This window comes from Actinoplanes sp. NPDC021490 (assembly GCF_055562135.1).
This window is the reverse complement of sequence record NZ_JBVHFW010000021.1, coordinates 65,561-89,812: the sequence shown is the minus strand read 5'-3', so window position 1 is coordinate 89,812 and position 24,252 is coordinate 65,561. Positions and strand designations below refer to the sequence as shown.

20 protein-coding genes and 1 pseudogene are annotated in these 24,252 nt (G+C 71.7%); 6 read left to right on the top strand and 15 right to left on the bottom strand.

What is annotated here, in order from left to right; all coding sequences use genetic code 11:
* Positions 1 to 48: 48 nt before the first annotated feature.
* From ACZ3I4_RS40165 to ACZ3I4_RS40145, 5 genes are all read right to left on the bottom strand, one after another.
* Positions 49 to 1,161, bottom strand: coding sequence for a calcium-binding protein (locus ACZ3I4_RS40165; protein WP_465387361.1), 1,113 nt, complete (start codon positions 1,159 to 1,161; stop codon positions 49 to 51).
* Positions 1,162 to 1,264: 103 nt separating this feature from the next.
* On the bottom strand, positions 1,265 to 1,693 hold the full coding sequence (locus ACZ3I4_RS40160; protein WP_465387360.1) for a hypothetical protein: 429 nt from the start codon (positions 1,691 to 1,693) through the stop codon (positions 1,265 to 1,267).
* The gene (locus ACZ3I4_RS40155; protein ID WP_465387359.1) at positions 1,690 to 2,328 is read right to left on the bottom strand and encodes an HNH endonuclease family protein; all 639 of its coding nucleotides are present in this window, start codon (positions 2,326 to 2,328) and stop codon (positions 1,690 to 1,692) included. The genes ACZ3I4_RS40160 and ACZ3I4_RS40155 overlap by 4 nt, the downstream gene beginning before the upstream one ends.
* 84 nt (positions 2,329 to 2,412) lie before the next feature.
* Positions 2,413 to 4,137: a 2-isopropylmalate synthase gene (gene leuA, locus ACZ3I4_RS40150; RefSeq protein WP_465387358.1), complete on the bottom strand. Its 1,725-nt coding sequence runs from the start codon at positions 4,135 to 4,137 to the stop codon at positions 2,413 to 2,415.
* A gap of 184 nt (positions 4,138 to 4,321) precedes the next feature.
* Complete coding sequence (locus tag ACZ3I4_RS40145) at positions 4,322 to 5,083, bottom strand: hypothetical protein (RefSeq protein ID WP_465387357.1); 762 nt, start codon at positions 5,081 to 5,083, stop codon at positions 4,322 to 4,324.
* Positions 5,084 to 5,329: 246 nt separating this feature from the next.
* Between ACZ3I4_RS40145 and ACZ3I4_RS40140 the strand changes: the two genes are divergently transcribed.
* From ACZ3I4_RS40140 to cutA, 3 genes are read left to right on the top strand one after another with little or no spacing between them, the layout of a single operon-like run.
* Positions 5,330 to 6,595 carry an aspartate kinase gene (locus ACZ3I4_RS40140; RefSeq protein ID WP_465387356.1) on the top strand — a complete coding sequence of 422 codons (1,266 nt, stop codon included), beginning with the start codon at positions 5,330 to 5,332 and terminating at the stop codon, positions 6,593 to 6,595.
* 6 nt (positions 6,596 to 6,601) lie between these two features.
* A complete protein-coding gene (locus ACZ3I4_RS40135; RefSeq protein WP_465387355.1) occupies positions 6,602 to 7,657 on the top strand; it encodes an aspartate-semialdehyde dehydrogenase in 1,056 nt (351 codons plus the stop codon).
* Entirely contained in the window at positions 7,654 to 7,983 is a 330-nt protein-coding gene (gene cutA / locus ACZ3I4_RS40130; RefSeq protein ID WP_465387354.1) for a divalent-cation tolerance protein CutA, read from the top strand. Before ACZ3I4_RS40135 ends, cutA begins: the two co-directional genes overlap by 4 nt.
* Here the strand turns inward: cutA and ACZ3I4_RS40125 are convergent.
* The 6 genes from ACZ3I4_RS40125 to ACZ3I4_RS40100 all read right to left on the bottom strand — a co-directional run bounded on the left by ACZ3I4_RS40125 (position 7,955) and on the right by ACZ3I4_RS40100 (position 13,758).
* The gene (locus ACZ3I4_RS40125; RefSeq protein ID WP_465387353.1) at positions 7,955 to 9,013 is read right to left on the bottom strand and encodes a Gfo/Idh/MocA family protein; all 1,059 of its coding nucleotides are present in this window, start codon (positions 9,011 to 9,013) and stop codon (positions 7,955 to 7,957) included. The two genes, cutA and ACZ3I4_RS40125, sit on opposite strands and share 29 nt — an antisense overlap.
* Positions 9,014 to 9,050: 37 nt before the next feature.
* Positions 9,051 to 10,223, bottom strand: coding sequence for a MarP family serine protease (locus tag ACZ3I4_RS40120; protein ID WP_465387352.1), 1,173 nt, complete (start codon positions 10,221 to 10,223; stop codon positions 9,051 to 9,053).
* A gap of 70 nt (positions 10,224 to 10,293) precedes the next feature.
* Complete coding sequence (locus ACZ3I4_RS40115; RefSeq protein ID WP_465387351.1) at positions 10,294 to 11,007, bottom strand: NUDIX hydrolase; 714 nt, start codon at positions 11,005 to 11,007, stop codon at positions 10,294 to 10,296.
* The gene (locus tag ACZ3I4_RS40110; protein WP_465387350.1) at positions 11,004 to 11,567 is read right to left on the bottom strand and encodes a TlpA family protein disulfide reductase; all 564 of its coding nucleotides are present in this window, start codon (positions 11,565 to 11,567) and stop codon (positions 11,004 to 11,006) included. The genes ACZ3I4_RS40115 and ACZ3I4_RS40110 overlap by 4 nt, the downstream gene beginning before the upstream one ends.
* 149 nt (positions 11,568 to 11,716) lie before the next feature.
* Complete coding sequence (nth, locus tag ACZ3I4_RS40105; protein WP_465387349.1) at positions 11,717 to 12,517, bottom strand: endonuclease III; 801 nt, start codon at positions 12,515 to 12,517, stop codon at positions 11,717 to 11,719.
* A 35-nt stretch (positions 12,518 to 12,552) separates the two neighbouring features.
* A complete protein-coding gene (locus ACZ3I4_RS40100; protein ID WP_465387348.1) occupies positions 12,553 to 13,758 on the bottom strand; it encodes a CapA family protein in 1,206 nt (401 codons plus the stop codon).
* A gap of 205 nt (positions 13,759 to 13,963) precedes the next feature.
* Here ACZ3I4_RS40100 and ACZ3I4_RS40095 point away from each other — a divergent pair, with 205 nt between their 5' ends.
* The 3 genes from ACZ3I4_RS40095 (at position 13,964) to ACZ3I4_RS40085 (ending at position 18,180) form a co-directional block, all read left to right on the top strand.
* Complete coding sequence (locus ACZ3I4_RS40095; protein WP_020515203.1) at positions 13,964 to 14,641, top strand: Crp/Fnr family transcriptional regulator; 678 nt, start codon at positions 13,964 to 13,966, stop codon at positions 14,639 to 14,641.
* A gap of 207 nt (positions 14,642 to 14,848) precedes the next feature.
* On the top strand, positions 14,849 to 16,177 hold the full coding sequence (locus ACZ3I4_RS40090) for a carboxyl transferase domain-containing protein (protein ID WP_465387347.1): 1,329 nt from the start codon (positions 14,849 to 14,851) through the stop codon (positions 16,175 to 16,177).
* Entirely contained in the window at positions 16,174 to 18,180 is a 2,007-nt protein-coding gene (locus ACZ3I4_RS40085) for an acetyl/propionyl/methylcrotonyl-CoA carboxylase subunit alpha (protein ID WP_465387346.1), read from the top strand. Before ACZ3I4_RS40090 ends, ACZ3I4_RS40085 begins: the two co-directional genes overlap by 4 nt.
* Positions 18,181 to 18,299: 119 nt before the next feature.
* Here the strand turns inward: ACZ3I4_RS40085 and ACZ3I4_RS40080 are convergent.
* The 4 genes and pseudogenes from ACZ3I4_RS40080 to ACZ3I4_RS40065 form a co-directional block, all read right to left on the bottom strand.
* Positions 18,300 to 19,116: pseudogene (locus ACZ3I4_RS40080) on the bottom strand (serine/threonine-protein kinase); the annotation flags it as partial.
* Between the two features lie 51 nt (positions 19,117 to 19,167).
* Positions 19,168 to 22,818, bottom strand: coding sequence for an adenylate/guanylate cyclase domain-containing protein (locus ACZ3I4_RS40075; RefSeq protein ID WP_465387345.1), 3,651 nt, complete (start codon positions 22,816 to 22,818; stop codon positions 19,168 to 19,170).
* Entirely contained in the window at positions 22,815 to 23,627 is an 813-nt protein-coding gene (locus ACZ3I4_RS40070; protein ID WP_465387344.1) for an MBL fold metallo-hydrolase, read from the bottom strand. Before ACZ3I4_RS40070 ends, ACZ3I4_RS40075 begins: the two co-directional genes overlap by 4 nt.
* A 100-nt stretch (positions 23,628 to 23,727) precedes the next feature.
* Positions 23,728 to 24,213 (bottom strand): RidA family protein, encoded by a 486-nt coding sequence (locus ACZ3I4_RS40065; protein WP_465387343.1) that lies wholly within the window; start codon positions 24,211 to 24,213, stop codon positions 23,728 to 23,730.
* Positions 24,214 to 24,252 lie beyond the last annotated feature (39 nt).

Below are 24,252 nucleotides of genomic sequence, written 5' to 3'. Positions count from 1 at the left end.
CGCCTCGGTCGAGTCGACCGAGGCGGCGGGGTGAATCGTCGTGTCTGTTTACTTGCCGGCGCCGCGGAGCTCCGACAGGACCGCGACGGCCTTGGCGTTCTTGGCCTTGGCCACCTTGGCGGCCTTGGTCGCCGCGGCCGAGAGCCCGGTGTCCTCACAGTTGAGGACGGTGTCGGTGGAGTCCGACACGCACTCGTCGATGCCGCCGGCGCCGTTCAGGGTGTCCCGGCCTTCCTCGCCCTCGAGGTAGTCGTTGCCGGTGCTGGCAGCGATCAGGTCGGTGCCCGGGCCGCCGAAGAAGACGTCGGTGCGCGAGGTGCCGATCAGCCGGTCGTTGCCGTAGCCGCCGCCGATGCCCTCGACCGTGCCGCTGATGGTGTCGCCCTCGCCGGCCGAGCCGTCGTCGCCGGCCACACCGTCGGCGTCGGCCGAGACGGCCTTGTCGCGGAAGTAGTAGTCGACCAGGTCGATGCCCTCGCCGCCGGTGAACGAGTCACGGTCGGTGCCCGCGGCGAAGTCGATGACCGAGGCCATCGCGTCGTTGCCGGTACCGGCGTCGAAGACGTCGGTGCCCTGGTCGTTGACGATCGTGTCGTCGCCGTTGCCGCCGAGCACCCGGTCATTGCCGGTGCCGTCGGTCAGCTGGTCGTCGCCGTCGCCACCGGAGATGGCGTCGGTGCCGGCGTCGCCCCGGAGGGTGTCGTTGCCGGCGTTGCCCCAGATGGAGTCGTTGCCGTCGCCGCCGTAGACGTCGTCCCGAAGGGAGCCGCCGGTGATCTTGTCGCTGCCGGCCCGGCCCCAGGCCGTCATGCCGACGCCGGAATTGTTGATCAGAGTGTCGTTGCCGTCGCCGAGGTCGACGCGGACCCAGGCGGCGCCCGCACAGGTGATCTTGGTGACGTCGCCCTTGACCGCGGCGCAGCCGGCGCCGGCCTTGAGGCCGTAGACGTCGTCGACGGTGAGCGTGGTACCGCTGCGGGTCAGCACGGCGGTGTTGGCCTTGCCGGACGCGGCGGTGTAGACGACCACGTTTCCGCTGACCTTGGAGACGGTCCCGGTGGTGGCGGCCTCGGCCGGGATCGCGATCCAGGCGATTCCGGCGACGGCGGCGGCACCGAGCACGCCCGCACCGGCGCGGACAGACGTCTTGCGCTTGTTCACGGCTGGTTCTCCTTGGGGCTTCAGCTACGCGAGGAGTGTTGCGAAGCCTGGAGATCATAGGACGGTACGGGACCGTTCCGCTGTCCCGTACCGCCTGGGAAGATCAGCCTTCCGGACGATTCAATATGCCCACTACGACAGCGTGAACCGCATCGATGTCCGAAGGGTCCCTGAGTGTCGCCTTGGCGCCGGTCACCGTGTACCACTCGTCGGCGTCCTTGTATTGCACCCGGACCACGACCTCGGAGCCGGCCAGCTCCGTGCGCAGCGTCAGGTCGCCGGTCACGACGCCGGCCTCGTCGGTCATGACGCCGCCCTGGCCGGCCACGATGTCGGTGGTGGGGGGAGCGGCCGGAGCCGCGGCCTCGGCGGCGGGTGTGGAATCAGCGGGTGCGGAATCAGCGGGCGCCGGTTCGGCAGGCGCGGGTTCAGCGGGCGCCGGCGCTGAATCAGCGGGCGTGGGCGCGGGGTCCGCGACGGGCGCGGACGCGGGGTCCGCGGCGGGCACGGGCTCCGCGGGGGAGGTCGTCATCGGCAGCTCTCCAGCATGTCCTCGAGCGCGGTCTTCTCCTTGGCGGTGACCGCCAGCTTCCACTTGGACTTCACGGCGATCCAGTCTTGCGCATATTCGCACCACACGCTGGTCTCGGTGGGTTTCCAGGTCGACGGGTCCTGGTCGCCCTTGGACCGGTTGGAGCCGGCCGACACCGCGATCAGCTGCGGGTCGTCGAGATCGTTGGCGAACTCCTCGCGCTTGGCCGTCGTCCACTTCGCGGCGCCGGTCCGCCACGCGTTGGCCAGCGGCACCATGTGATCGATGTCGACCTTGTCGGGCGAGTTGAGGGTCTTGCCGTCGTAGAGGCTCTTCCAGGTGCCGGCGACCACGTTGCAGCCGGAGGTCTTGACGTTCTTCCCGTCGCGCTTGAGCACCGAGTCGCGAACGTCGCAGTTCTCCCCGGTGGTGCGCCAGTGCGGGAACAGGTCTCGCTTGTAGCCGGACATCGAGCCGGCCCGGGTGATCACCTTGAGAGCGTCGAGTTCGGTCTGGGACGTGGTGGCGTCCCGGGTGGAGCGTGGTTCGGTCGGCGCGGGCTCGGCCGGCTGACACCCGGACAGGGCGAGCAGGGCGGCGGCAGCGGCGAGGACCAGGGGGGTACGTAGGGGCACCCGCTCAGCGTAGGGCCGGGGTGCCCGGCCGGCCGCAGTGGATCATGCCCGCGCGCCGCCGGGTGACGGCGCGCGGGTGAAAGATCAGCGCGCGCGGTTGACGGCGCTCGTCACGGCCTTGATCGAGGCGCTCACGATGTTCTCGTCGATGCCGACGCCCCACACCGTGCGGTCGCCCACCTCCACCTCGACGTACGCCGCGGCCTGCGCGTCGCCGCCCGAGGTGAGCGCGTGCTCGTTGTAGTCGAGCACCCGGGCCTTGATTCCCAGCGGCTCGATGGCCTGGACGAACGCGTCGATCGGGCCGTTGCCCACGCCGGCCAGCGGCCGGCGCTGCCCACGGTGGAAGATCTCGACGTCGACCTCGACCTTGCCGTCGCGGATCGAGGTCGTGTAGTTCTCGATCGTGAAGGCCTTGGCCGTCTGGTGCTCGACCAGATACTCGCCGGCGAAGATGTCCCACATCTCCTGCGGGCTGACCTCGCCGCCCTCCTCATCGGTGTGGTGCTGCACGACGCCGGAGAACTCGATCTGCAGCCGCCGCGGCATGTCGAGCTTGTGCTCTTCCTTCATGATGTACGCCACGCCGCCCTTGCCGGACTGCGAGTTGACCCGGATGACGGCCTCGTAGCTGCGGCCCAGATCCTTGGGGTCGATCGGCAGGTAGGGCACGCCCCAGGTGAAGGCGTCGATGTCGACCCCGGCCGCGTCCGCGTCGGCCTGCAGGGCGGCGAAGCCCTTCTTGATCGCGTCCTGGTGCGAGCCCGAGAACGCGGTGTAGACCAGATCGCCGACGTACGGGTGGCGCTCGTGCACGGGCAGCTGGTTGCAGTACTCGACCGCGCGCTTGATCTCGTCGATGTCGGAGAAGTCGACCATCGGGTCGATGCCCTGCGAGAACAGGTTGAGGCCCAGGGTGACCAGGTCGACGTTGCCGGTGCGCTCGCCGTTGCCGAACAGGCAGCCCTCGATGCGGTCGGCCCCGGCCAGCAGGCCCAGCTCGGCCGCGGCCACGGCGGTGCCGCGGTCGTTGTGCGGGTGCAGCGACAGCACGACCGACTCGCGCCGGGGCAGGTTGCGGTGCATCCACTCGATCGAGTCGGCGTACACGTTGGGCGTGGCCATCTCGACCGTGGCGGGCAGGTTGATGATCAGCGGCCGGTCCGGCGTCGGGTCGATGACGTCGATCACCGCCGAGCAGATCTCCAGGGCGTAGTCGAGCTCGGTGCCCGTGTAGGACTCCGGCGAGTACTCGTAGAAGATCTCGGTGTCCGGGGTGTGGATCTCGGCGTACTTCTGGCAGAGCCGCGCCCCGGTGGTGGCGATGTCGGTGATGCCGTCCTTGTCCAGGCCGAACACGACCCGGCGCTGCAATGTGGACGTCGAGTTGTAGAAGTGCACGATCGCGCGCTTGGCCCCGCGGATCGACTCGAACGTGCGGTCGATCAGGTGCTCCCGGCACTGCACCAGCACCTGGATCGTGACGTCGTCGGGGATCAGGTCCTGCTCGATCAGCTGACGGACGAAGTCGTAGTCGGTCTGGCTGGCGGCCGGGAAGCCGACCTCGATCTCCTTGTAGCCCATCTGGACCAGCAGCATGAACATGCGCCGCTTGCGCTCGGGCGACATCGGGTCGATCAGGGCCTGGTTGCCGTCGCGCAGGTCGACCGCGCACCAGCGGGGCGCCGCCTCGACGTGTTTCGCGGGCCACTGCCGGTCGGGCAGGTCGATACCGAACTGCTTCTGGTACGGGACGTAGCGCTCGAACGGCATCTTGCTGGTTTTTTGCCCAGCGAAAGGATTGGACATGTGGAACTGCTCCAAAGGGAGAGAAGACGAGAAGGCGGCGCGCGTCAGCCCCGCGACGAGGTGCCGGCCTGGGATGGGGCCTCGTCGCGGCAGCGAAGAAGGAGAATCGCCTGCCACATGTCGAAAATGACCCTACGTGATCAACTCGGGCGTTGCCAGCCGTACGCCCGGATCGTGGGAACCCTCAAGCCGAGGGAACGTTCCCGGTCGGCTGCACGGCGGGCGGCGGCGGGGGCGCGTCCATCCCCATCGGCGGGCCGGCCGACTCGGGCCCGGGCAGCGGCACCGTGGCCGGCCCGGCGATCTGGTTGGTGACCCGCAGCTCGCCGAACGCGACCCGGGCCGCGGTCAGCACGCCGTCGTCGGCGTAGCAGTAGATGCCGATGTCGACCGGGTCGGCCAGCGACGCCGAGATCGAGTCGATCGAGAAGCACGTGCCCGTGGCCCCGGTCAGCGGCGGAACCTCGGTGACGGCCAGCGCGGCCTGCCGGTCGGTGAAGACGGGCAGCCACTGCCGGAAGAGCCGCTCGACCTTGGGGGAGAGCTCGGCCGGCACCCGCTTGCCCGGCTTGGCCACCTTGACGCACGTCGGGCTGATCGGGTTGGACTGCGAGCCGAGGGTGCACTGATAGACGCCGGCCGCCGTCGAGACGATGCTCACGTCGGCCGTGCCGCCGAGCGCCCCGCCGGTGACGTCGACGCGCCACGTGCCGTCGCGACCGGTCGTGGCGACCACGTTGCGGGGCTGCCCCCGGCCGTCGTCGAGGGTGTAGAGAGCCGCGTACGCCTTGTCCATCGCCATCGCCGCCCGGGCGGCCAGCGCTCCCCGTGCGCCCGGAACGGCCTCGGACGAGGAGGCCGACGACGCCGGGGCCGTCGGTTCCGGGGTGCCCGACCCGCCCGAGCACGCCGTCACCCCGGCCAGGAGCAGGGCAGCGGCGGACACGGACAAACCGCGTCGGGACATCGAGCGTGGGCGCACCGAGACATTCTCGCCTCTGTGGGTCGTATCGCCCCGGTGGCGCGCCTCTTCGTCGCTTCGGCGTGTCGCGCGTGTCGCCCGGCCACCCCCGCGAACGTGGAACTGCCGGATTCTGGGATCGGCTGTCGGTCCCCGCCCGGGGCGCGGCTACTGTGGTGGCGATTGTCCTGACCGGCGCCGCCGGTATGTCAGCCGAAGATTGGGTTCGCCGTGGCACTGGTGGTGCAGAAATACGGTGGTTCGTCGGTCGCGACCGCCGAGCGCATCAAGCGCGTCGCCGAGCGCATCGTCGCGGCCCGCAAAGCGGGTGACGACGTCGTGGTCGTGGTCTCCGCGATGGGCGACACCACCGACGAGCTGATGGATCTGGCCAACCAGGTCAGCCCGCTGCCGCCCGGCCGCGAGCTCGACATGCTGCTCACCTCGGGCGAGCGCATCTCGATGGCGCTGCTGGCGATGGCCATCCACAACCTCGGCTACGAGGCCCGGTCCTACACGGGCTCCCAGGCCGGCGTGCTCACCACCTCGGTGCACGGCAAGGCCCGCATCATCGACGTCACCCCGGGCCGCCTGCGCGCCGCGCTCGACGAGGGCGCGATCGCCATCGTCGCCGGCTTCCAGGGCGTCTCGCAGGACACGAAGGACATCACGACCCTGGGCCGGGGCGGCTCCGACACCACGGCCGTGGCCCTGGCCGCCGCGCTGCACGCCGACGTGTGCGAGATCTACACCGACGTCGACGGCGTCTTCACCGCCGACCCGCGGATCGTCCCCGACGCGCAGCACATCAAGCAGATCACGTACGAGGAGATGCTCGAGCTCGCCGCGGGCGGGGCAAAGGTGCTGATGTTGCGATGCGTGGAATACGCGCGCCGCTTCAAGGTGCCCATCCACGTACGCTCGTCCTATTCGCAGAAGCCCGGCACCATGGTCACCGGATCGATGGAGGACCCTTCCGTGGAACAAGCGCTCATCACCGGTGTCGCGCACGACCGGAGCGAAGCGAAGATCACGATCGTCGGCGTGCCCGACGAGCCCGGCGCGGCCGGCCGCATCTTCAACACGGTCGCCCAGGCCGAGATCAACATCGACATGATCGTGCAGAACGTGTCGACCGAGGGCACCGGCCGGACGGACATCTCGTTCACGCTGCCCAAGGCCGACGGCCCGACCGCGATGACCGCGCTCGACAAGATCAAAGATCAGATCAAGTTCAAGAGCCTGCTCTTCGACGACCACGTGGGCAAGGTGTCGCTGATCGGCGCGGGCATGCGCTCGCACCCGGGCGTCGCCGCCTCGTTCTTCGCGTGCATCGGGGAGGCCGGGGTCAACATCGAGATGATCTCGACCTCCGAGATCCGGGTGTCCGTCGTCTGCCGTGACAGTGACCTCGACACCGCGGTCCAGGCCGTCCACGACCAGTTCGAGCTGGGTGGCGGCGAGCAGGCGGTGGTCTACGCGGGCACCGGCCGGTAAGCCCGCATGGCGCAGCCCACGCTCGCCGTCGTCGGGGCCACCGGCTCCGTCGGGACGGTCATGCTCGAGCTGCTTTCCTCCCGCCGCAACGTCTGGGGCGAGATCCGGCTGATCGCCTCCGCACGGTCAGCCGGCAAGCAGCTCAGCTGTCGCGGTGAACAACTCACTGTGGCCGAACTGACCCCGGCGGCGTTCGACGGGGTCGACGTGGCCATGTTCGACGTGCCCGATGAGGTGTCCCTGCAGTGGGCGCCGATCGTCGCGGCCCGCGGCGTCACCGTGGTCGACAACTCGGCGGCGTTCCGGATGGACCCCGACGTGCCGCTCGTCGTCCCCGAGGTCAACCGCGAGGCGCTCGAATACCGCCCGCGCAACATCGTCGCCAACGCGAACTGCACGGTCATGGCGATGATCATGGCGGTCGCGCCGCTGCACCACGAGTACGGCCTGCGTGAGTTGGTCCTGGCCTCCTACCAGGCCGCCTCGGGCGCGGGTCAGGTCGGCGTCGACACGCTGCACGACCAGCTCAGCAAGGTGGCCGGCGACCGGTCGCTCGGGTCCCGCCCGGGCAACGTGCGCCAGGCCGTCGGCGATGATCTCGGCCCGTTCCCGGCCCCCCTCGCGCTCAACGTGGTGCCGTGGTCGGGCGCGCTCGAGCCGCTCGGCTGGTCGTCCGAGGAACTCAAGCTGCGCAACGAGTCCCGCAAGATCCTCGCCCTGCCGGCCCTCAAGGTCTCGGCCACGTGCGTACGGGTGCCGGTCGTCACCGCCCACTCGATCGCTGTGCACGCCGTCTTCGCGGCCGAGGTCGACGCCGAGGGCGCCCGTCAGGTGCTGCGCAACGCGCCCGGCGTGATCCTGGTCGACGACCCCGAGTCGGGCGAGTTCCCGATGCCGATCGACGCCGTCGGCACCGACCCGTCGTGGGTGGGCCGCATCCGCCGCGCGATGGACGACCCGCGCGCGCTCGACCTGTTCGTCACGGGCGACAACATGCGCAAGGGCGCCGCGCTCAACACCGTGCAGATCGCCGAGCTGATCGCCGCCGAGCTGTCCCGATGACGACCGGCGTGGTCGAGGTGGTCGTCACCGCCGCCGACCCCGAATGGCTGGCCGCCTTCACCCGCCGCCTGATCGACGACCGCCTCGCCGCCTGCGGCCACCAGACCGCCGCGATCCGCTCGATCTATCGCTGGGAGGGCGCGGTCCACGACGACCCCGAGGCCCGGGTCGCCCTGCACACCCGGGCCGAGCTGGTCGACCGCATCGTCGAGCGGGCCGGCACCGAGCACCCGTACGACGTCCCGTGCGTGATCGCGCTGCCCGTGCTGGCCGGCAATCCGGCCTACCTCGACTGGGTCAGGCGGGAGACCACGCTTCCCGGGTAGTGGTGATCTCGCGCCCGGTGTCCGCCGCTTCCTCGACGGCCAGGGCCAGCAGGTGATCCTGGGCGCCCTCGGCCAGCGGATAGGGCGGCGGACCATCGCCGCGTACCCAGGCTGCCATCGCGTCGAGCAGGGTGGCGGTGGCTATCTCGTCGTCGTTGAACCGGCAGCCCACGTACGGGTTGCGGTGGAGCACCTGGCCGCCCAGCATGATCGTCTCGGTGTCGAACCCGTTGAGGTCGAGGTCGTGCCCGCTCTGCCGGCGCACCAGCGTGTCCCGGCCGATGGTCTGCGGCGCGGCCAGATGCACCAGCTCGTCGTCGTGCAGTTCGCCGTGCGTGCCCCGCACCAGCAGCCGCCGGAAGCGCAGCAGGTTGCGGGTCTGATTGGTGGTGAAGTCGTAGACCGCCGACCGGCCGTCGCCGAAGTCGAGCGTGGCGATCGTCGTGGTGGCCGGCTTGGGTTCCGTGTCGCCGGTCCAGCCGCCACGGTCGAGCGGGTCGAGCAGGGGCGCGACCGTACGCATCGCCCGTACGGCGGCGGGGGTGTGACCCACTCCCAGTAGGCCGCGGATCAGCGACATCGCGTGGTATTGCTGCGTCGAAGAGACCTGCACCTGGGTCGGGGCGCCGATGATGCCGGACCGGACCGCGGCCAGCCGGGCGGCGTGCGCGGGCATCAGCCGGTACTGCTCGGCGATCTGCACCAGCCCCGATTCGCCGGCCGCCGCCCAGAGTTCCCGCAGGCCGGGCGCGTCGGGGGCGGGCGGTGTCTCGGCCAGCACCGGCAGGCCGAGCCGGACGGCCTCCATGATCACACCCGGGTTCGCCGTACGGGGGACGGCCGTGACCAGGAAATCCGGCCGGCTCTCGCGGAGACAGGTGGCCAGATCGCCGAAGGCGGGCACCGGAAGCCAGCGCCGGTTCGGATCGCGCACCACGGCCGCGACACACTCGACCTCGGGCAACGACCGTGCCACCCGGTGGAAGGCCGCGGCCCGGAAGCCGAAACCGGCCAGCGCGAACCTCGTCATGCGCTCACCGTAGACAGGCGCCGGGCCCGCGAACAGATCAGGCGCACTCGCCGGTGCGGACGCCGCGGGTGCGGGCCTGTCCGGCCTGGGCCACCGGGGCGGCCTCGCTGGCGGTCAGGGCGAAGCCGGTGTTCTTGTCGTCGGCCGCGGCGGCGAAGATGACCCCCAGCACCTGCCCGTTCGGGCTGATCAGCGGGCCGCCGGAGTTGCCGCTGCGCACCAGCGAGCGAATCGTGTAGATCTCGCGGGTCACGTCGCCCGAGTCGTAGATGTCGGGGCCGGTGATGCGCCCGACGTCGCGTACGCGGGCCGACTGGGCGTCGTAGGGGCCGTCCTGCGGGTAACCCAGCACGATCGCGCTCGTCCCCGTCTTGGCCTGGCTGCGGACGAACGGCATCACCGGGGCGGTCAGGCCGCGCACATAGAGAACGGCCAGGTCGCGGTCGGGGTCGTAGACGACCACGGTCGCCGGGAGGCGGCGGCCGTTGACCTCGACCTCGGTGTCCCGCGTGCCCGCGACGACGTGCGCGTTCGTCATCACGCGCTCGTCGGAGTACACGAAACCGGAGCCCTCGATGCGCCGCGAGCAGCTCGGGGCCGTGCCCAGCACCTTGATGACCGAGCGCTTGGACTTCTGGACGATCTGGGAGCCCTTGAGCGCCGGGTCGGGCGCGGCCACCTCCTTGGCGTCGGTCGGCGTGAGACCGCCGAAGACGTCGGGGAAGCCGCTGGTGTCGAGGGTGTCGCGCAGCGCGGCCGACAGCGCCTGGGCCTGCTCGGGCATCAGGCTGTTGATGCCGCCGAGGATGGCGCTGTTGCGGACCTCCTTGTTGAGGCCCGGGAACGGGGTCGAGCCCAGCGGCACCGCGATCAGCCAGGCCACCAGCAGCACCGCGACCAGCGAGATGGCCGCGCCACCGGCGTCATCGACCCGTTGCAGCGGCGGGCTCTGGATGGCGCGGCGCAGGTGGGTGCCGAGCCAGCCGGCCAGCGTCTGACCCAGTACGGCCAGCGCGAAGATCGTGACCAACGAGACGACGAGCCGGGCCGAGGGGTCGGAGAAGCGGTCGGCGATCAGCGGGCCGACCTGCAGGCCGATCAGCACCCCGCTGAAGAAGCCGCCGAACGAGAGCGCGCCGATGACGAAGCCCTGGCGGTAGCCGCTGATCGCGAAGATCAGCATGAGCAGGATCAGGATGCCATCGACCATGGACCCTCACCCGGCGTTGAAATCGACCACGAACATTCACTCACAGTAGAGGCGCTCGGCCAGCCGTGGCTCACGGCAGAACCTCGTCGGGCGCCCCACCCCGGGCGGCGGGCACGGGCGCGCTGGCATCCGGCAGCTCGACCAGGGCACCCGGTTCCCACGGCTTGGCCCAGCCACCCATGTCGAGCAATGTCGAGATCACCCCTGCCGTGAAGCCCCAGACGAGAAGCCCCCGGACCTGGAAGGCCGGACCGATCCAGCCGCTGGGGTGCCGCACCCGGATACGGTTCTGCGGGTCCACGAGTTCACTGATCGGCAATCGGGCCACGTGGGCCACCTCGGCCGGTTGCCGCGGGCTCACCGGATGCGGGTGCCGCCACCAGGCCAGCACCGGCGTGACGACGAAAGAGCTGACCGGGATGTAGAGGTCGGGCAGCAGGGCCAGCACCTCGGCGCCGGCCGGGTCGAGGCCGACTTCCTCGTTGGCCTCGCGCAGCGCGGTGGCCACGGCGTCGGCGTCCCCCGGGTCGGTGGCGCCGCCGGGGAAGGCCGGCTGGCCGGCGTGGTTGCGCATGGTCGCCGCGCGCTGCAGCACCAGCAGGTCGGGGCCGTCGCCGGTCTCGCCCTCGCCGATCAGCACCAGCACCGCGCTGGGCCGCCCGCCGCCGGACGGGGGACGCAGCGTGGTGAAGTCTTCGGTGCGGCAGGTCGCGACCCGTTCCAGCAGCGGATCGAACCACCCGGGCAGGCCGTCGGGACGGGCCAGCACCTGTCCGCGGCTCACGGGGCCACCGTCACGCCGGTGTGCTTGCGGACCAGTTCCGAGAGTTCGCGGGCTTTCAAGGGCAGCGGGTGCACGTACGGGCGGCCGGCCGAGTCGAGGAAGACGGTGATCGGCAGCCGGATCTGGCCCAGGTTGTTGAGCAACGTGCTCTTTTCGTCGAACAGGGTCGGCATGCGCACGCCCGCGTCGGTGGCGAACGATGCGCCCTTGTCACGCTGGTCGCCGGTGTCGACGCCGAGCACGGTGAGCCGCCCGTCGGCCCGGTCGGCCAGGCTCTGCATCACGGGCAGCTCGGCCCGGCACGGTCCGCACCAGGACGCCCACAGGTTGATCACCGCGGGGCCGCGCAGCTCGCGCAGCGAAACGTCGTCGTCGCCGGTGAAGCAGGGCAGCGTCAGATCGGGCATGCTCGTCGCCGCATCGGCCGGCGCGGAAGCGGGCGCGGGCGCGGGTGCGGCCGACGGCGGTGGGGCGGTCAGGGCGCCGCAGTCGCCGAAGGGCGCCGCGACGGCCGGCTCGTCACTGGTGCAGGCGGCCGCGGCCATGGCCACCAGAAGCACGAGCGGCGCAGCGAGCAGCCGCCTCCCGGGCGCGGCGGTGGACCGGCTTCCGGGAGCAGCGGGGGTCCGGCTTCCGGGCGGGGCGGGCAGCGGGCTTTGCCGCGCGGCGGCCGACCGGCTTGGGGAAGCGGCGGCCGGGCGGGCGGGGCTCACGGAACGTCCGGCGCGACGACCGCCGCGGCCGGGACGAGGTCGGGGTCGACGCCGGCGGCCACCGCCAGCTCACGGGCCCGCGGCCCCTTGAGCAGCTTCGCCGCCGCGGCCGCCTCGGTCGGGCCGGTGCCGTACGAGGGGCACATGGAAGCCAGGGTGCAGGCGCCGCAGGCCGGCTTGCGCGCGTGGCAGACCCGGCGGCCGTGGAAGATCACCCGGTGCGACAGCATGGTCCAGTCGCGCTTCTCGATCAGGTCAGCGACCAGGAACTCGATCTTGACCGGGTCTTCCTCGGACACCCAGCCGAAGCGGTTGGTCAGCCGGCGGAAGTGGGTGTCGACCGTGATGCCGGGGACGCCGAACGCGTTGCCGAGGATCACGTTCGCCGTCTTGCGGCCGATGCCGGGCAGGGCGACCAGCTCGTCGAGCGTGGAGGGCAGCACACCGGCGTGCCGCTCGATCAGCGCCTGGCCCAGCTTGATCAGCGAGTCGGTCTTGGCGCGGAAGAAACCCGTGGGCTTGAGCAGGGTCTCGAGCTCGGTGCGGTCGGCCGCGGCGTAGTCGTCGGCCGTCTGATAGCGCTTGAACAGCTCGGGAGTGACCTGATTGACCCGGACGTCGGTCGTCTGTGCGGACAGGATCGTGGCCACGGCCAGCTCGAGCGGGGTGGTGAAATCGAGCTCGCAATGCGCGTCGGGATGCGTCTCGGTCAGCTTGCGGGCCATCTTGCGGGCCCGCCGCTTGCGCCCGATGGGCGTTTCCGTCGCGAACCGCTTTGCCGCCACCACCGGAGTCACCGCTAAAGAGTACGTCGCCCCTACGACAGGAATCTTCACGCGGACGGGGTGATCGAACCGTCCGTGGCGATCTTCGCGCCGGTCTCGGGGAAGTCGGACGCGGTGAGCCGGGTGACCAGCTTGCGGCCCTGCTCCTTCGACTCGTCCCGGGTCGGCAGGCCGTTGGAGTTCATGTACGTCGAGAGCAGCTTGCCGCCCGCGTACGAGCCGTCCTGGCCCAGCGTGACGTGCAGGATCCCGCCGTACTTGAGAACGCCGGTGCGCGAGAGCGTGCGGCCGCCGCCCGCGAAGTTGCCCAGGCTGTAGGCGATCAGCTTGCCCCGGTAGAACTCCATGCCCCGCAGCACGTGCGGCCCGTGCCCGACGACCAGGTCGGCGCCGGCGTCGATCACCGCGTGGCTGAACTCGATCGGGTCACCCCGGTTCTCGCCGTGGAACGTCTCGGTGCCCGGCTTCACGTGCTGCTGGTCCGCGCCCTCGGCGCCCATGTGCACCTGCACGACGACCACGTCGGCCTGCTCGCCGGCCTTCTCGACGACGGACCGGGCCTGGTCGAGGTCGAGGAGGCTGTTGGCCCCGGCGTACGAGGAGAAGCCGACGACCGCGACCCGGGTCCCCTTGACCTCGGCCACGGTGATCTCGTCGGTGTTGCCTGTGGCCTTGATGCCGGCCTCGCCGAGCGCCGCCCGGGTGTTGCGGGCCCCCTGCGTACCGAAGTCCTTGGCGTGGTTGTTGGCCGTGTTGACCAGGTCGAACCCGCCGTCGGAGAGGTGCTTCACGTACGACGGAGGGGAGCGGAACGCGAAGCAGTTGGGTGACGGCGGCGACCCGCACTTAGAGGTGCCGGTGTCACCGGTCAGCGGCTGCTCGAGGTTGCCCATCACCAGGTCGGAGGCGAGCGCCGGCTTGACCGCGTCAAAGAACCCCTCGCCGTTGGCCGGTGGCATCCGGCCGGGCGCGTTGCTCATCATGATGTCGCCGGTCGCCGAAAGTGTGACCGTGTCCTCATCGGCGGCGGTCGCCTCGGTCGGCTGTGCGGCCGGAGCGGACCCGGACGTGGCCGGCGGGGCCGCCGGGGCCGTGGGGTCCTGCCATCGCGAAGCTGTTCCGGTGCCGGAATCACGGTTCGCAAAAGCGACACTTCCGACGCCGACGGCGGCCAGGACCGCCAGCACAATAGCGACAGTAAGGACAGGTCGCCCGAAAATGCCTGTCCTTCGATGCGGGGGGTGGGAATTCATCGACGGCGACGATACCTTCAGGTGGCGACGCGGACGACCGTCGAAAGGCTTGTGGTCGTCTCCACTCGGCGACGAAAAATACTGCCCGTCACGGCGGGACTGGTTACCCTGCGGTATCTAGATCAAGGGGTGCCCGCCCGATTCCCGCCCGCGTGCGCCTAGACTGATCGAGCGCAGGCGTTGCGCGTGTTCGGAGGTGCGGACGATGGATGAGGTACTGGCGCGCAGCGGGATCTTCCAGGGCGTTGACCCGGAGGCCGCCGAGGCGCTCGCCAAAGAGATGGACACGGTCGAAGTCCGCAAGGGCGACGTCCTGTTCAACGAGGGCGAGGCCGGTGACAGCCTGTACATCGTGCTGTCCGGCAAGATCAAGCTGGGCCGCCGCGCGGCGGACGGCCGGCAGAACCTGGTCTCGATCATGGGCCCGTCCGACATGGTCGGCGAACTCTCGCTCTTCGACCCCGGCCCGCGCACGGCGACCGCGACCGCGGTGACCGACGCCCGTCTGGCCCGGCTCAAGAAGACGTCCTTGCGCCCGTGGCTCAACAACCGGCCCGAGATCGCCGAGCAGTTGCTCCGGGTGCTCGCCCGCCGGCTGCGCCGCACGAACGACGCGCTGGCCGACCTGATCTTCACTGACGTGCCCGGCCGGGTCGCGAAGAACCTGCTCCAAATGGCCGGTCGGTTCGGCACCCGCGACGGTGGTGTGCTGCGCGTCACCCACGACCTCACCCAGGAGGAGCTGGCTCAGCTCGTCGGGGCGTCCCGCGAGACGGTGAACAAGGCGCTCGCCGATTTCGCCTCGCGGGCCTGGCTGCGGCTGGACGGCAAGAGCGTGATCATCCTGGACCCCGAGCGCCTCGCGCGGCGGGCCCGCGTCTGACCCACCGAGATTTATCGGGGTCGTCCCATGGGGGCGGCCCCTTAAACTCGTGCATTACCCCCTAAAAAGGGTACAAACCAGCAGCTTTTGCATCCGTGTCGCACCCGCTCGACCACTCGTTGTGGAGGTGGTCGAGAGGCACCGGCGGATACGAGAGGGCGCGGTTTTGAACATGGTGGGGGGCGTACAGCGCAACGGGGTGCCGACGTGACCCTGCTCGGCACCGCCGTCGACCCGCGCACCCCCGGCTATCCGGAGGCCCGCAACGCCACCCTCGACCGGCTCGACCGGCTCGAGGCGGCGCTGGAGGAGGCCCGTGCGGGCGGCGGCGAACGGGCCGTCACCCGGCATCACGCGCGTGGCAAGCTGCTGCCCCGGGAACGCATCGAGATGCTCCTCGACCAGGACGCCCCGTTCCTGGAACTCTCCCCGGTGGCCGGCTGGGGCACCGAGTACCCGGTGGGCGCGGGCGTGGTCACCGGCATCGGCGTGGTCGAGGCCGTCGAGTGCGTGATCATCGCGACCGATCCCACCGTCGAGGGAACGGCGGCCAACCCGTACGCCGTGGAGAAGATCCGCCGGGCCGCCCGGATCGCCTCGGCCGACCGCCTGCCGCTGGTCAACCTGGTCGAATCGGCGGCCGAGAGCCCGGGCTCCGGGCCCCCACCGGGCGGCAGCATCGCCCGCGACCTGAGCCGGCTGTCCACCCGCCGGGTGCCCACGGTCTGTGTGGTGTTCGGGCCGACCAGCGGTGACACGGCGTATCTGCCGGCGCTCTCGGATTACACGATCATGGTGCGCGGGCACGCCAAGATGCTCACCCCGCCCCGCCCCCGGCCCGGCGCCAACGGCTCCGAGGTCCGTGCCCCGGCCGACCAGCTGGCCGAGGACGAACGCGACGCCCTGCGTCTGGCCCGGCAGTGCGTACGCCGTCTGAACTGGCGCAAAAGCGGTCCACCGCCGCGCACGTTCCCGCCCGCCGCACCCAAGTACGACGCCGAGGACCTGCTCGCGCTGGCCGGGCCGTCGACCCTGTTCGACCCGCGCGAGGTGCTGGCCCGGCTGCTCGACGGCAGCGAGTTCGACGAGTTCAAGCCGGCCGTCGGCGCCGCCGTGCTGGCCGGCTGGGGCGAGCTGCACGGCTATCCGATCGGGGTGCTGGCCGCCTCGGACGCCCCCCGGACCGCGTCCGACACCCAGAAGGCGGTGCACTTCATCCAGCTCGCCAACGCCACCGACACGTCGCTGCTGCTCCTCCAGCGCGACGACGGCGGCACCCTCGGCACCGGGGCGGTGGACGCGCTGGCGCACTCCACCGTGCCACTGCTCGCCCTCAACACCGGACGCACCGGCGACCCCCGCTTCGCCTTCAGCTGGCCCGCCGACGGCCCGGTCAGCGGCGGGGAAGACGACGGCGTCATCGACCCCCGCGACACCCGCACCGTGCTCGGCCTCTGCCTCTCCGCCGTGCACAGTGCGGTCGTCGAGGGTGCCGGGCACGTCGGTGCGTTCCGACCCGGAAAGGTAGACCAGTGATCCGACGTCTTCTGGTGGCCGATCGTGGCGAGACCGCCCGCCGGGTGTTCGCCACCTGCCGCCTCGTCGGTATCGAGACGGTCGCCGTCTACTCCGACGCCGATTCCGACGCGCCCCACGTCGGCGAGGCGGACTATGCCGTACGCCTCGACGGCGGCACCCCGCGTTCGTCGTACCAGCGCGGCGACCTGATCATCACCGCGGCCCAGCGTTCCGGGGCCAACGCGATCCACCCCGGCATCGGCGAGCTGGCCGAGGATCCCGACTTCGCCTCGGCCGTGGCCGACGCCGGCATGATCTGGGTCGGCGCCCCGGCCAAGACACTCGGCGTGCTGCGCAGCAAACGGGAGACCAAGGCGCTGGTGGCCGAGGCCCGGGTGCCGGTGCTGCCGAGCTTCACCGACCCCTCCGAGGTGCCCGGCTTCCCGGTGCTGATCAAGCCGGACACCGGCGCCGGGGGTGCCGGCCTGCGGGTCGTACGGGACGCGGCGACGCTGGTCGACGCCCTCGCCTCCACCCGGCGCGAGGTCGGCGGCGAGGTCTACTGCGAGCCGTACGTCGAGGACGTGCGCCACATCGAGGTGCCGATCGTCGCCGACGAGCACGGCGCGGTGATCCCGTTCGGCGAGCGCGAGTGCTCGATCCAGCGCCGCTACCAGAAGATCGTCGAGGAGACGCCGTCGCCCGCGGTGGACCCGGGGCTGCGCGAGGAGCTGTGCCGCGCGGCCATCGTCACGGTCCGGGCGCTCGGTTATGTCGGCGCGGGCGCGGTCGAGTTCCTGCTCGATCCGAACGGCGACTTCTGGTTCCTCGAGCTCACCCCGACCCTGCAGGCCGAGCACGCGGTCACCGAGTGTGTGTCGGGCTACGACCTCGTACGGCTGCAAGTGCTCGTCGCCGAGGGCGGAAGCCTGCCCATGCCGGGGCCGCCGCCGATCCGCGGCCACGCGATCGAGGTGCGGATCTGCGCCGAGGACCCGGCGTACGCCTGGCTGCCCGCGACCGGCACCCTGCACCGGTTCGCCGTGCCCGACGTGGCCGGGCAGTTCCGCCCGCTGCCCGCCCCCGGCCTGCGGCTCGACGCCGGCGTGCGGGACGGCTCGGTGATCGGCGTGCACCAGGACTCCACGCTGGCCAAGCTGATCGCCTGGGCGCCCACTCGGCAGGAGGCGGCCCGGATGCTGGCCTCCGCGCTGACCCGCGCCCAGATCCACGGTGTCGCCACCAACCGGGACCTGCTGGTCCGGGCCCTGCGTCATCACGCGTTCCGCACCGGCGACGTGGACACCGGGTTCCTCGACCGGCGGCCCGAGGTGTTCGCGCCGCTGCTGTCGGCGGTCGACGCCGTACGCCTGTCGTGCCTGGCCGCCGCCCTGGCCGGCGCGGCCACCCGCCGGGCCACCGCCACCGTGCTCGGTTCGATTCCCTCCGGCTGGCGCAATGTGCCGTCGGGCTCGCAGACCGCCGTGTACGACGGCCCGGTCGGCCCGATCGAGGTCGGCTACCGGATGAACCGGCACGGCGAGCTGGCCGGCTGGTGGGTGCGCACGGTCGACCCCGAGGAGCTCGATCTGGCCGGCCTGGGGCAGGCGCCGGTGGCCGCCGACTACCCCGAGACGGTGGTCGTGCAGGCCGGCGACGAGCGGGTCGTGCTCGACGTCAACGGCATCCGGCTGACCTTCAACGTGCACCGGGTGGGCGACGTCTCGTACGTGGACAGCCCGGAGGGCTCGGTCGCGCTGCGCAACCTGTCCCGGTTCCCGCTGCCCGCGCCCGACGCCGTCGAGGGCTCGCTGATGGCGCCGCTGCCCGGGGCCGTACGCCGGGTGCTGGTCGTGCCCGGTCAGCGGGTGCGCGCCGGGGAGCTGCTGCTGACGCTGGAGGCGATGAAGCTGGAGCACCCGGTGCACGCGCCGAGCGCCGGCGTCGTCGCCTCGCTGCCGGTGCACCCGGGGGCCGAGGTGGACACCGGAGAGCTGCTAGCGGTCCTGGCTCCCGAGTAGCCCGCCGAAGGGCCACTTCTTTTTCGGGGTCTTGGACCTCGGGTTGCGGATGGTCGGGGTGTCGTCGCCCGAGGAGAGCCGGGGCGGCGGCACGTAGTTGTTGATCGGCGGGTTGAGCTGCACGTTGGTGAGCAGCTCGCGCAGCTGCTGTGCGGTCGGCCGCCGGGCCGGATCGTTGGCCATGCCCCAGCGCAGCACGTGGGTCAGCGCGGGCGGCACCCCGGGCAGGTCGGGGATCGGCTGGTGGAAGAGATCCATCAGGGTGAGCAGGCTGGGGCTGCGGTCGCCGTCCCAGCGCGGCGGGCGGCCCCGCATCACGGCATAGAGCGTGGCGCAGAGCGCGTAGACGTCGACCGCGCCGCTCGGCTCGTCGTGGCGGAACATCTCGGGCGGCGCGTAGGCCGGCGTGAGCACCTCGAGGGTGACCGAGGAATCGCGCATCTCGCCCAGCACGGCCAGCCCGAAATCGGCCAGCACGGCCGAGTTGAACTGCGAATACAGGATGTTGGCGGGCTTCACGTCGCGGTGCAGCACCCCGTTGGCGTGCGAGTGCACCAGCGCGTCGGCGATCTTGACGCCGAGATCCTTGGCCTCGGCCGCGCCGAGCGGGGAGCGGCGCATGCGATCGAGATAGGACCCGTCGCAGAGCTCCATGATGAGGTAAGGATGCTGGTCGACCGTCACGCCGACGTCGAACAGGTCGACCACGTGCGGGTGCGACGACATGCGGCCGGCCGCGCGCGCCTCGCGCAGAAAGCGGGCCTGGTCACGGTCGCTCTCGAGGCGGCGATTTTCCACCTTGATGGCGACCTCGCGGCCCACCGAGTCCTGCATCGCGCGATAGACGGTGGCGTAACCGCCGCGAGCCATCACCGACAACCCGGACATCCCAGGCACGTACGGAGCAGGCAGCGCTCCGCGCGGTGTCTCGGTCATCGAATGCCGGTTCCTGTCATGAGTCTGAAAATACGCCAGTTACGCCGGAGATCATCCGGGCCCATCGGACGCGTACGCGACACTTGCGGCCGGGGCGGGCTCGACCCCCGTGGTCGCGAGCGCGGCCCGCAGTTCCTCGGCCGCCTCCCGCTCACTCGTCTGCTCGGTGGAATAGGCCAGCAGCACCGCTTCTTCGGCCGCCTCGCGGGCCTGCTCACAGCGGTCGGCCGTGGCCAGAACCCGGGCGTGCACCATGGCCGCCTGCACGCCGCTGCGCACGTCTTCGGCCTTCACCTCGCGGGCCCGGCCGATCCACGTGACGGCGGCGTCGATCTGGCCGTCGGCGAGCAGGGCGGACGCGTACGACGCCAGCGCGTGCCGGCGAGAGAACAGCAGCGACGGCACCCCGGTGTCGGTGGCGATCGGCGCCAGCAGCCCCATCGCGGTCTTGGCGTCGCCGGCGCGCAGCCGGGCCTCGGCCAGCAGCACCCGCGGGCCGACCTGGGCGGGGGCCATCGGGTTATGCGGCTCGACGGCGGTCATCACGCGTCGGGCGTCGGCCTCGGCCGAGGCCAGGTCACCGCGGTTGAGCGCGATGAACCCGCGCAGCGTGCCGGCCATACCGAGCAACAGCGGATGACCCGTACGGTCGGCGTAGCCGAGGGCGTCGGTGAGCAGGTCGTAGGCGTGGTCGAACTCGCCCAGCCCGCGGGCGACCGCGCCCCGCACGACCAGTGCGAGACCGCGGCCCCAGTCGTCGCCGACCGCGTTGAAGTCGCGATAGGCCCGGCGCGCCTCGCCGTCCGCCTCGGCCAGCTCGCCCAGCTCGGCGGCCGCGTACGCCTCGACCGCGCGCAGCGTGCCGACCGCCCAGGCCTCGCCGACCCGGTCGCCGAACGGCAGGAACACCCGGGCCAGGCGGCGCGACTCCTGCAGACGGCCGGCCAGCAGCCGGGCGAACGCCGTGGTGCCGCGCAGCCACGAGCGGCCGACCGGATCGCCCAGCTCGGCGAAGAGGCGGGCGGCCCGGCCGAGCACCGCGTCGGTGCCCGCGAAGTCGCCCCGGGTGGTGGTCACCCAGGCCAGATTCTGCAGCGCCCAGGCCTGGCCGTGCCGGTCCCCGGCCGCCAGCGTGACCTGATAGGCCGCGGCGAACCGGCTGCTGGCCTGGCTGAGCCGGCCGGCCAGGAAGTCGGCCATGCCGAGCCGGCGCATCGCGTTGGCCCGCTCGGGCAGCAACTCGGCCTCGGTCGCCACCTCGAGCGCCTCCTGCCAGGCGGCGACCGCGCGGCCGCTGTCGCCCAGCGCCTCGTGCGCCCGGCCGACCACCAGCAGGGCCTCGGCCCGGTTGATCGGCTCGTCGGCCGCGCTCTTGGCGATCTTCTCGCCGTGCGACAGCGCCTCCTCGGCGCGGCCCAGGCGCAGCAGCGCGCGGGCGTGCACGAGCTGGTCGGGCAGCGGCAGGCCCTCGGGGGCCAGGGCCGAGGCGCGCTCGGCGTATTCGATCGAGGCGGCCGGCTCGATGTTGGCCAGCGCGCGCCGGGCCAGGCGGCCGAGCGCGGACACGCCGAGCGGGGCGACATCGCGTACGGCCGCCTCGGGACGCAGCCGCACCGCGTCGGCCAGCTCGACCGCGCACTCGACGTGCGTGGCGACGAACGCGTCGCGCTCGTTGTCGGTCAGGTTGAGCCGGGCCATGCTGTCGTACCCGGTCCGGCCCATGTTCTCCGGCGCGGCCCAGTTGGCCAGGTAGGCGTGCCGGTCGGCCAGGTCGGCCTTGCCGATGCCGGAATAGGCGGCCTCGCGCATGAGCGGGGTGGTGAACGCGTAACCGCCGCGCGACCGGTGCAGCATGCGGCGCTGCAGCAGCTCGTCGATCGAGCGCTCGAGCTCGACCGCGGCCACCGCGCCCGGCCGCGCGTCGCTGGAGGCCCGCCGCTCGCGCAGCGCCTCGATGACGCCGGTCGGCACCGCGTCGCCCACGACCGCGGCGTCCCGCAGCACCGAACGCGGCTCGGGCGGCAGCGCGTCGATGCGCGCCGCGAGCACGGCGGCCAGGTCGCGGGAGAGCAGCTGCCGGCCGAGCGAGCCGTCGGCGAGTTGCCACTTGCCGGCCGCGTTGGCCCCCACGGCCGGGGTCAGCGCGCCCCGCTCCATGAGCAGCGTGACCATCTCGGCCAGATAGAACGGATTGCCCTGCGCGGTGGCGAGCAGACGGTCGGTGTCGGGCTGGGGCAGCTTCCCGCCGTTCAGATAGGAGGTGAGCAGCCGGGAGGCGTCCGCGCCGCGCAGCGGGGGCAGCGTGTGCACCTCGGCGTCGGCCAGGCGGGTCAGCGCGCCCGCGGTGCGCACCAGCTCAGGCCGGCCGAGCAGCAGCACCACCACCGGGCCGTCCAGCAGCGACAGCGTGCGGCCCAGGGCGTCCACGGTCGACGCGGTGGCGTCGTGCAGGTCGTCGACGATCACGACCAGCGGCGCCTCGGCGGCCAGGGCGGTCAGCAACTCGGCGACCGCGGAGGACAGCGCCTCGGCGTCGGCCCGCTTGCTGCTGGGCTGCCAGTCGGCGCCGGTGGCCGGGCCGACCGGGTTGGCCGGGGCCTCGCCGTAGCCGAGCAGCGCGAGCAGCCGGTCGATGTCGATCGGGACGGGTTCGCCGTCGCGGCCCAGCCGGTTGGCCAGTTTGCGCAGCCGTTCCTCGACCACCGAGCGACCGACGGTGGCCACCACGTCCTTGGGCAGACCCACCGATTTGCGTACGAGGTCGGCCAGCGGAGCGAACCGGCGGCGCTCGCCGAACGCGCGGCAGCGCACCCGCAGCACCCGGGCCCCGGCGTGCGCCGCATAGCGGCCGTTGCCCACGTCGTAACCGGCGGCGAGCCGCTTGACCTCGCCCGCGAACCGGGACTTGCCGATGCCCGCCTCGGCCGTCATCACCATCACCCGGGCGGTGCCGGAGTCGATCGCCTCGGCCAGCCGCCCGGCCACCCGGCCCAGCTCGGTCTCGCGGCCCACGAACGGCGCCTCGTCACCCAGACCCGAGCGGGTGCCCGGCGCGTCGTGCAGGCCGAGCAGCTCGAACGCGGGCACCGGCTCGCGCTTGCCCTTGAGCCGCAGCGGGCGCAGCTGACGCCAGGACGCCACGTGCCGGGTGCCGCCGCTCGTGCGGGATCCGGCGTAGACGGCGCCGACCGCGGCCGCGTCGGCCAGCCGGGCCGCGGTGTTCACGGTGTCGCCGATGACGGTGTATTCGATGCCCGCCTGCAGCCCGGCCACCACCTCGCCGGTGTTGAGGCCGACGCGCAGGCCCAGCGGGGCGCCGCCGCCGCGTTCGTCGTCGAGCACCCGGCGCACCGCGCGCTGCATGCTCAGCGCGGCCCGGACCGCCCGTTCGGCGTCGTCCTCATGGGCCACCGGGGCGCCGAAGACGGCCATGATGCCGTCGCCGGTCAGCTTGTCGACGTGGCCGCCGAAGGTCTTGACCGCGCCCGCGAGCGCGGCGAGGACCCGGTCGGTGACCGCGCCGACCCGCTCGGGGTCGAGGTCTTCCGACCAGGAGGTGAAATCGGACAGGTCACCGAACAACACGGTGACGATGCGCCGCTCGGCCGCCGGAAGCGTGGCCGCCGCGGGCAGAGCCGCACCGCAGTTGTGGCAGAAGCGGGCGCCCGGTACGGCGACGGTTCCACACACAGGACAGGTCACAGCGGATCCAACCTGCCTGCGGGTGTTCCTGATTCCCGGTTTTTGTGATTGAGGTAATGCAGTTGCGCCGCGGCCGACCAGATCGCCGCGAAGCGGACCCGCGGTTCGATCTCGGGATAGACGATGTCGACGACCTGCTCGGGGGTGCGTGCGCCGGCCGCCACAGCCGCCTCCACCTGCGCCAACCGCTCGCGCCGGTGATCGAGGTAGGCGCGCGCCACGACCGAGACGTCCTCGCGGGCCGGGCCGTGGCCGGGCAACATCATGATTTCCTCGTACGCGGCGAGGCGCTCGAGACTGCCCAAATAGGCACCCAGGTCGCCGTCCGGATGGGCGACCACGGTCGTGCCGCGTCCGAGGATCGTGTCACCGGTGAACATGAGGCGGGAGTCCCCGTGTCGCGCCAGAAAACACACCGAATCGGACGTGTGTCCCGGGGTGTCCAGAACCGAGATCTCGATCGCGGCCGTGCCCAGGTGCTCGGCCGGGTCGAGCGGCTCGCCGGCGACGCAGTGGGCGGGGTCGGCGGCCAGCACGGCGGTGCCACCGAGGATCTCGGAGAGCCGGGCGGCGCCCTCGACGTGGTCGTGGTGACCGTGCGTGATGAGAATGAACGCGTACGGGCCCTGGTCGGCGATCCGGGTCAGGTGGCCCTCGTGGAGCGGACCGGGGTCGATCACCACGCCGTGGGTCTCGCCGGGAGCGCGCAGCACCCAGGTGTTCGTGCCGTCGAGCGTCATCGGGCCGGGGTTGGGCGCGCGCAGCAGCGTCACCCAGCCCGGCAGCCCGTCAACCGCAGCGCCCCCCATGCGCGAAATCCTACGTCGCGCATGGGGTCGTTCAAGAGGACCGGATGTGCGATCTCAGTGCCCGCTCAGGTAACTCTTAGCAACCGGACGTGGGACCGATTCAAGCCACCTCAGCAATGATCTCGACCTCGACCGGGGAGCCGAGCGGCAGCTCAGACACGCCGACGGCGCTGCGGGCGTGCCGGCCCTGCTCGCCGAAGACGTCGCCGAAGAGGTTCGACGCTCCGTTGATGACGGCGGGCTGACCGGTGAATCCGGGAGCCGACGCCACGAAACCGGTCAACTTAACGATCTTGACAATGCGGCCCAGGCCGACCAGCGCCTCGATCGCGGCCAGGCCGTTGAGCGCGCACAGCCGGGCCAGCTCGGTGGCCTGCTCGGGAGCGACCTCGGCGCCGACCTTGCCGGTCAGCGGCAGCTTGCCGTCGACCATCGGGAGCTGCCCCGAGACGTACACGTAATTACCGGTCTGCACGGCCGGGACGTAGGCCGCCAGCGGCGGCACGACCTGCGGCAGCGTCAGACCCAGTTCGGCGAGCCTTGCGTACGCGTCGACGCCGCCCTCACCACTGATCGGCGTCGTCATGCCCGGCCTCCGCTGCCGTGCTCTTCCGGCTTTGTGCCC

Coding starts and splice junctions, on each gene's coding strand:
- ACZ3I4_RS40160 (WP_465387360.1), bottom strand. CDS start 1,693: ATGACGACCTCCCCCGCGGAGCCCGTGCCCGCCGCGGACCCCGCGTCC.
- cutA (WP_465387354.1), top strand. CDS start 7,654: ATGACGACCGGCGTGGTCGAGGTGGTCGTCACCGCCGCCGACCCCGAA.
- leuA (WP_465387358.1), bottom strand. CDS start 4,137: ATGTCCAATCCTTTCGCTGGGCAAAAAACCAGCAAGATGCCGTTCGAG.
- ACZ3I4_RS40070 (WP_465387344.1), bottom strand. CDS start 23,627: ATGGGGGGCGCTGCGGTTGACGGGCTGCCGGGCTGGGTGACGCTGCTG.
- ACZ3I4_RS40100 (WP_465387348.1), bottom strand. CDS start 13,758: ATGAATTCCCACCCCCCGCATCGAAGGACAGGCATTTTCGGGCGACCT.
- ACZ3I4_RS40135 (WP_465387355.1), top strand. CDS start 6,602: ATGGCGCAGCCCACGCTCGCCGTCGTCGGGGCCACCGGCTCCGTCGGG.
- ACZ3I4_RS40120 (WP_465387352.1), bottom strand. CDS start 10,223: ATGGTCGATGGCATCCTGATCCTGCTCATGCTGATCTTCGCGATCAGC.
- ACZ3I4_RS40125 (WP_465387353.1), bottom strand. CDS start 9,013: ATGACGAGGTTCGCGCTGGCCGGTTTCGGCTTCCGGGCCGCGGCCTTC.
- ACZ3I4_RS40095 (WP_020515203.1), top strand. CDS start 13,964: ATGGATGAGGTACTGGCGCGCAGCGGGATCTTCCAGGGCGTTGACCCG.
- ACZ3I4_RS40065 (WP_465387343.1), bottom strand. CDS start 24,213: ATGACGACGCCGATCAGTGGTGAGGGCGGCGTCGACGCGTACGCAAGG.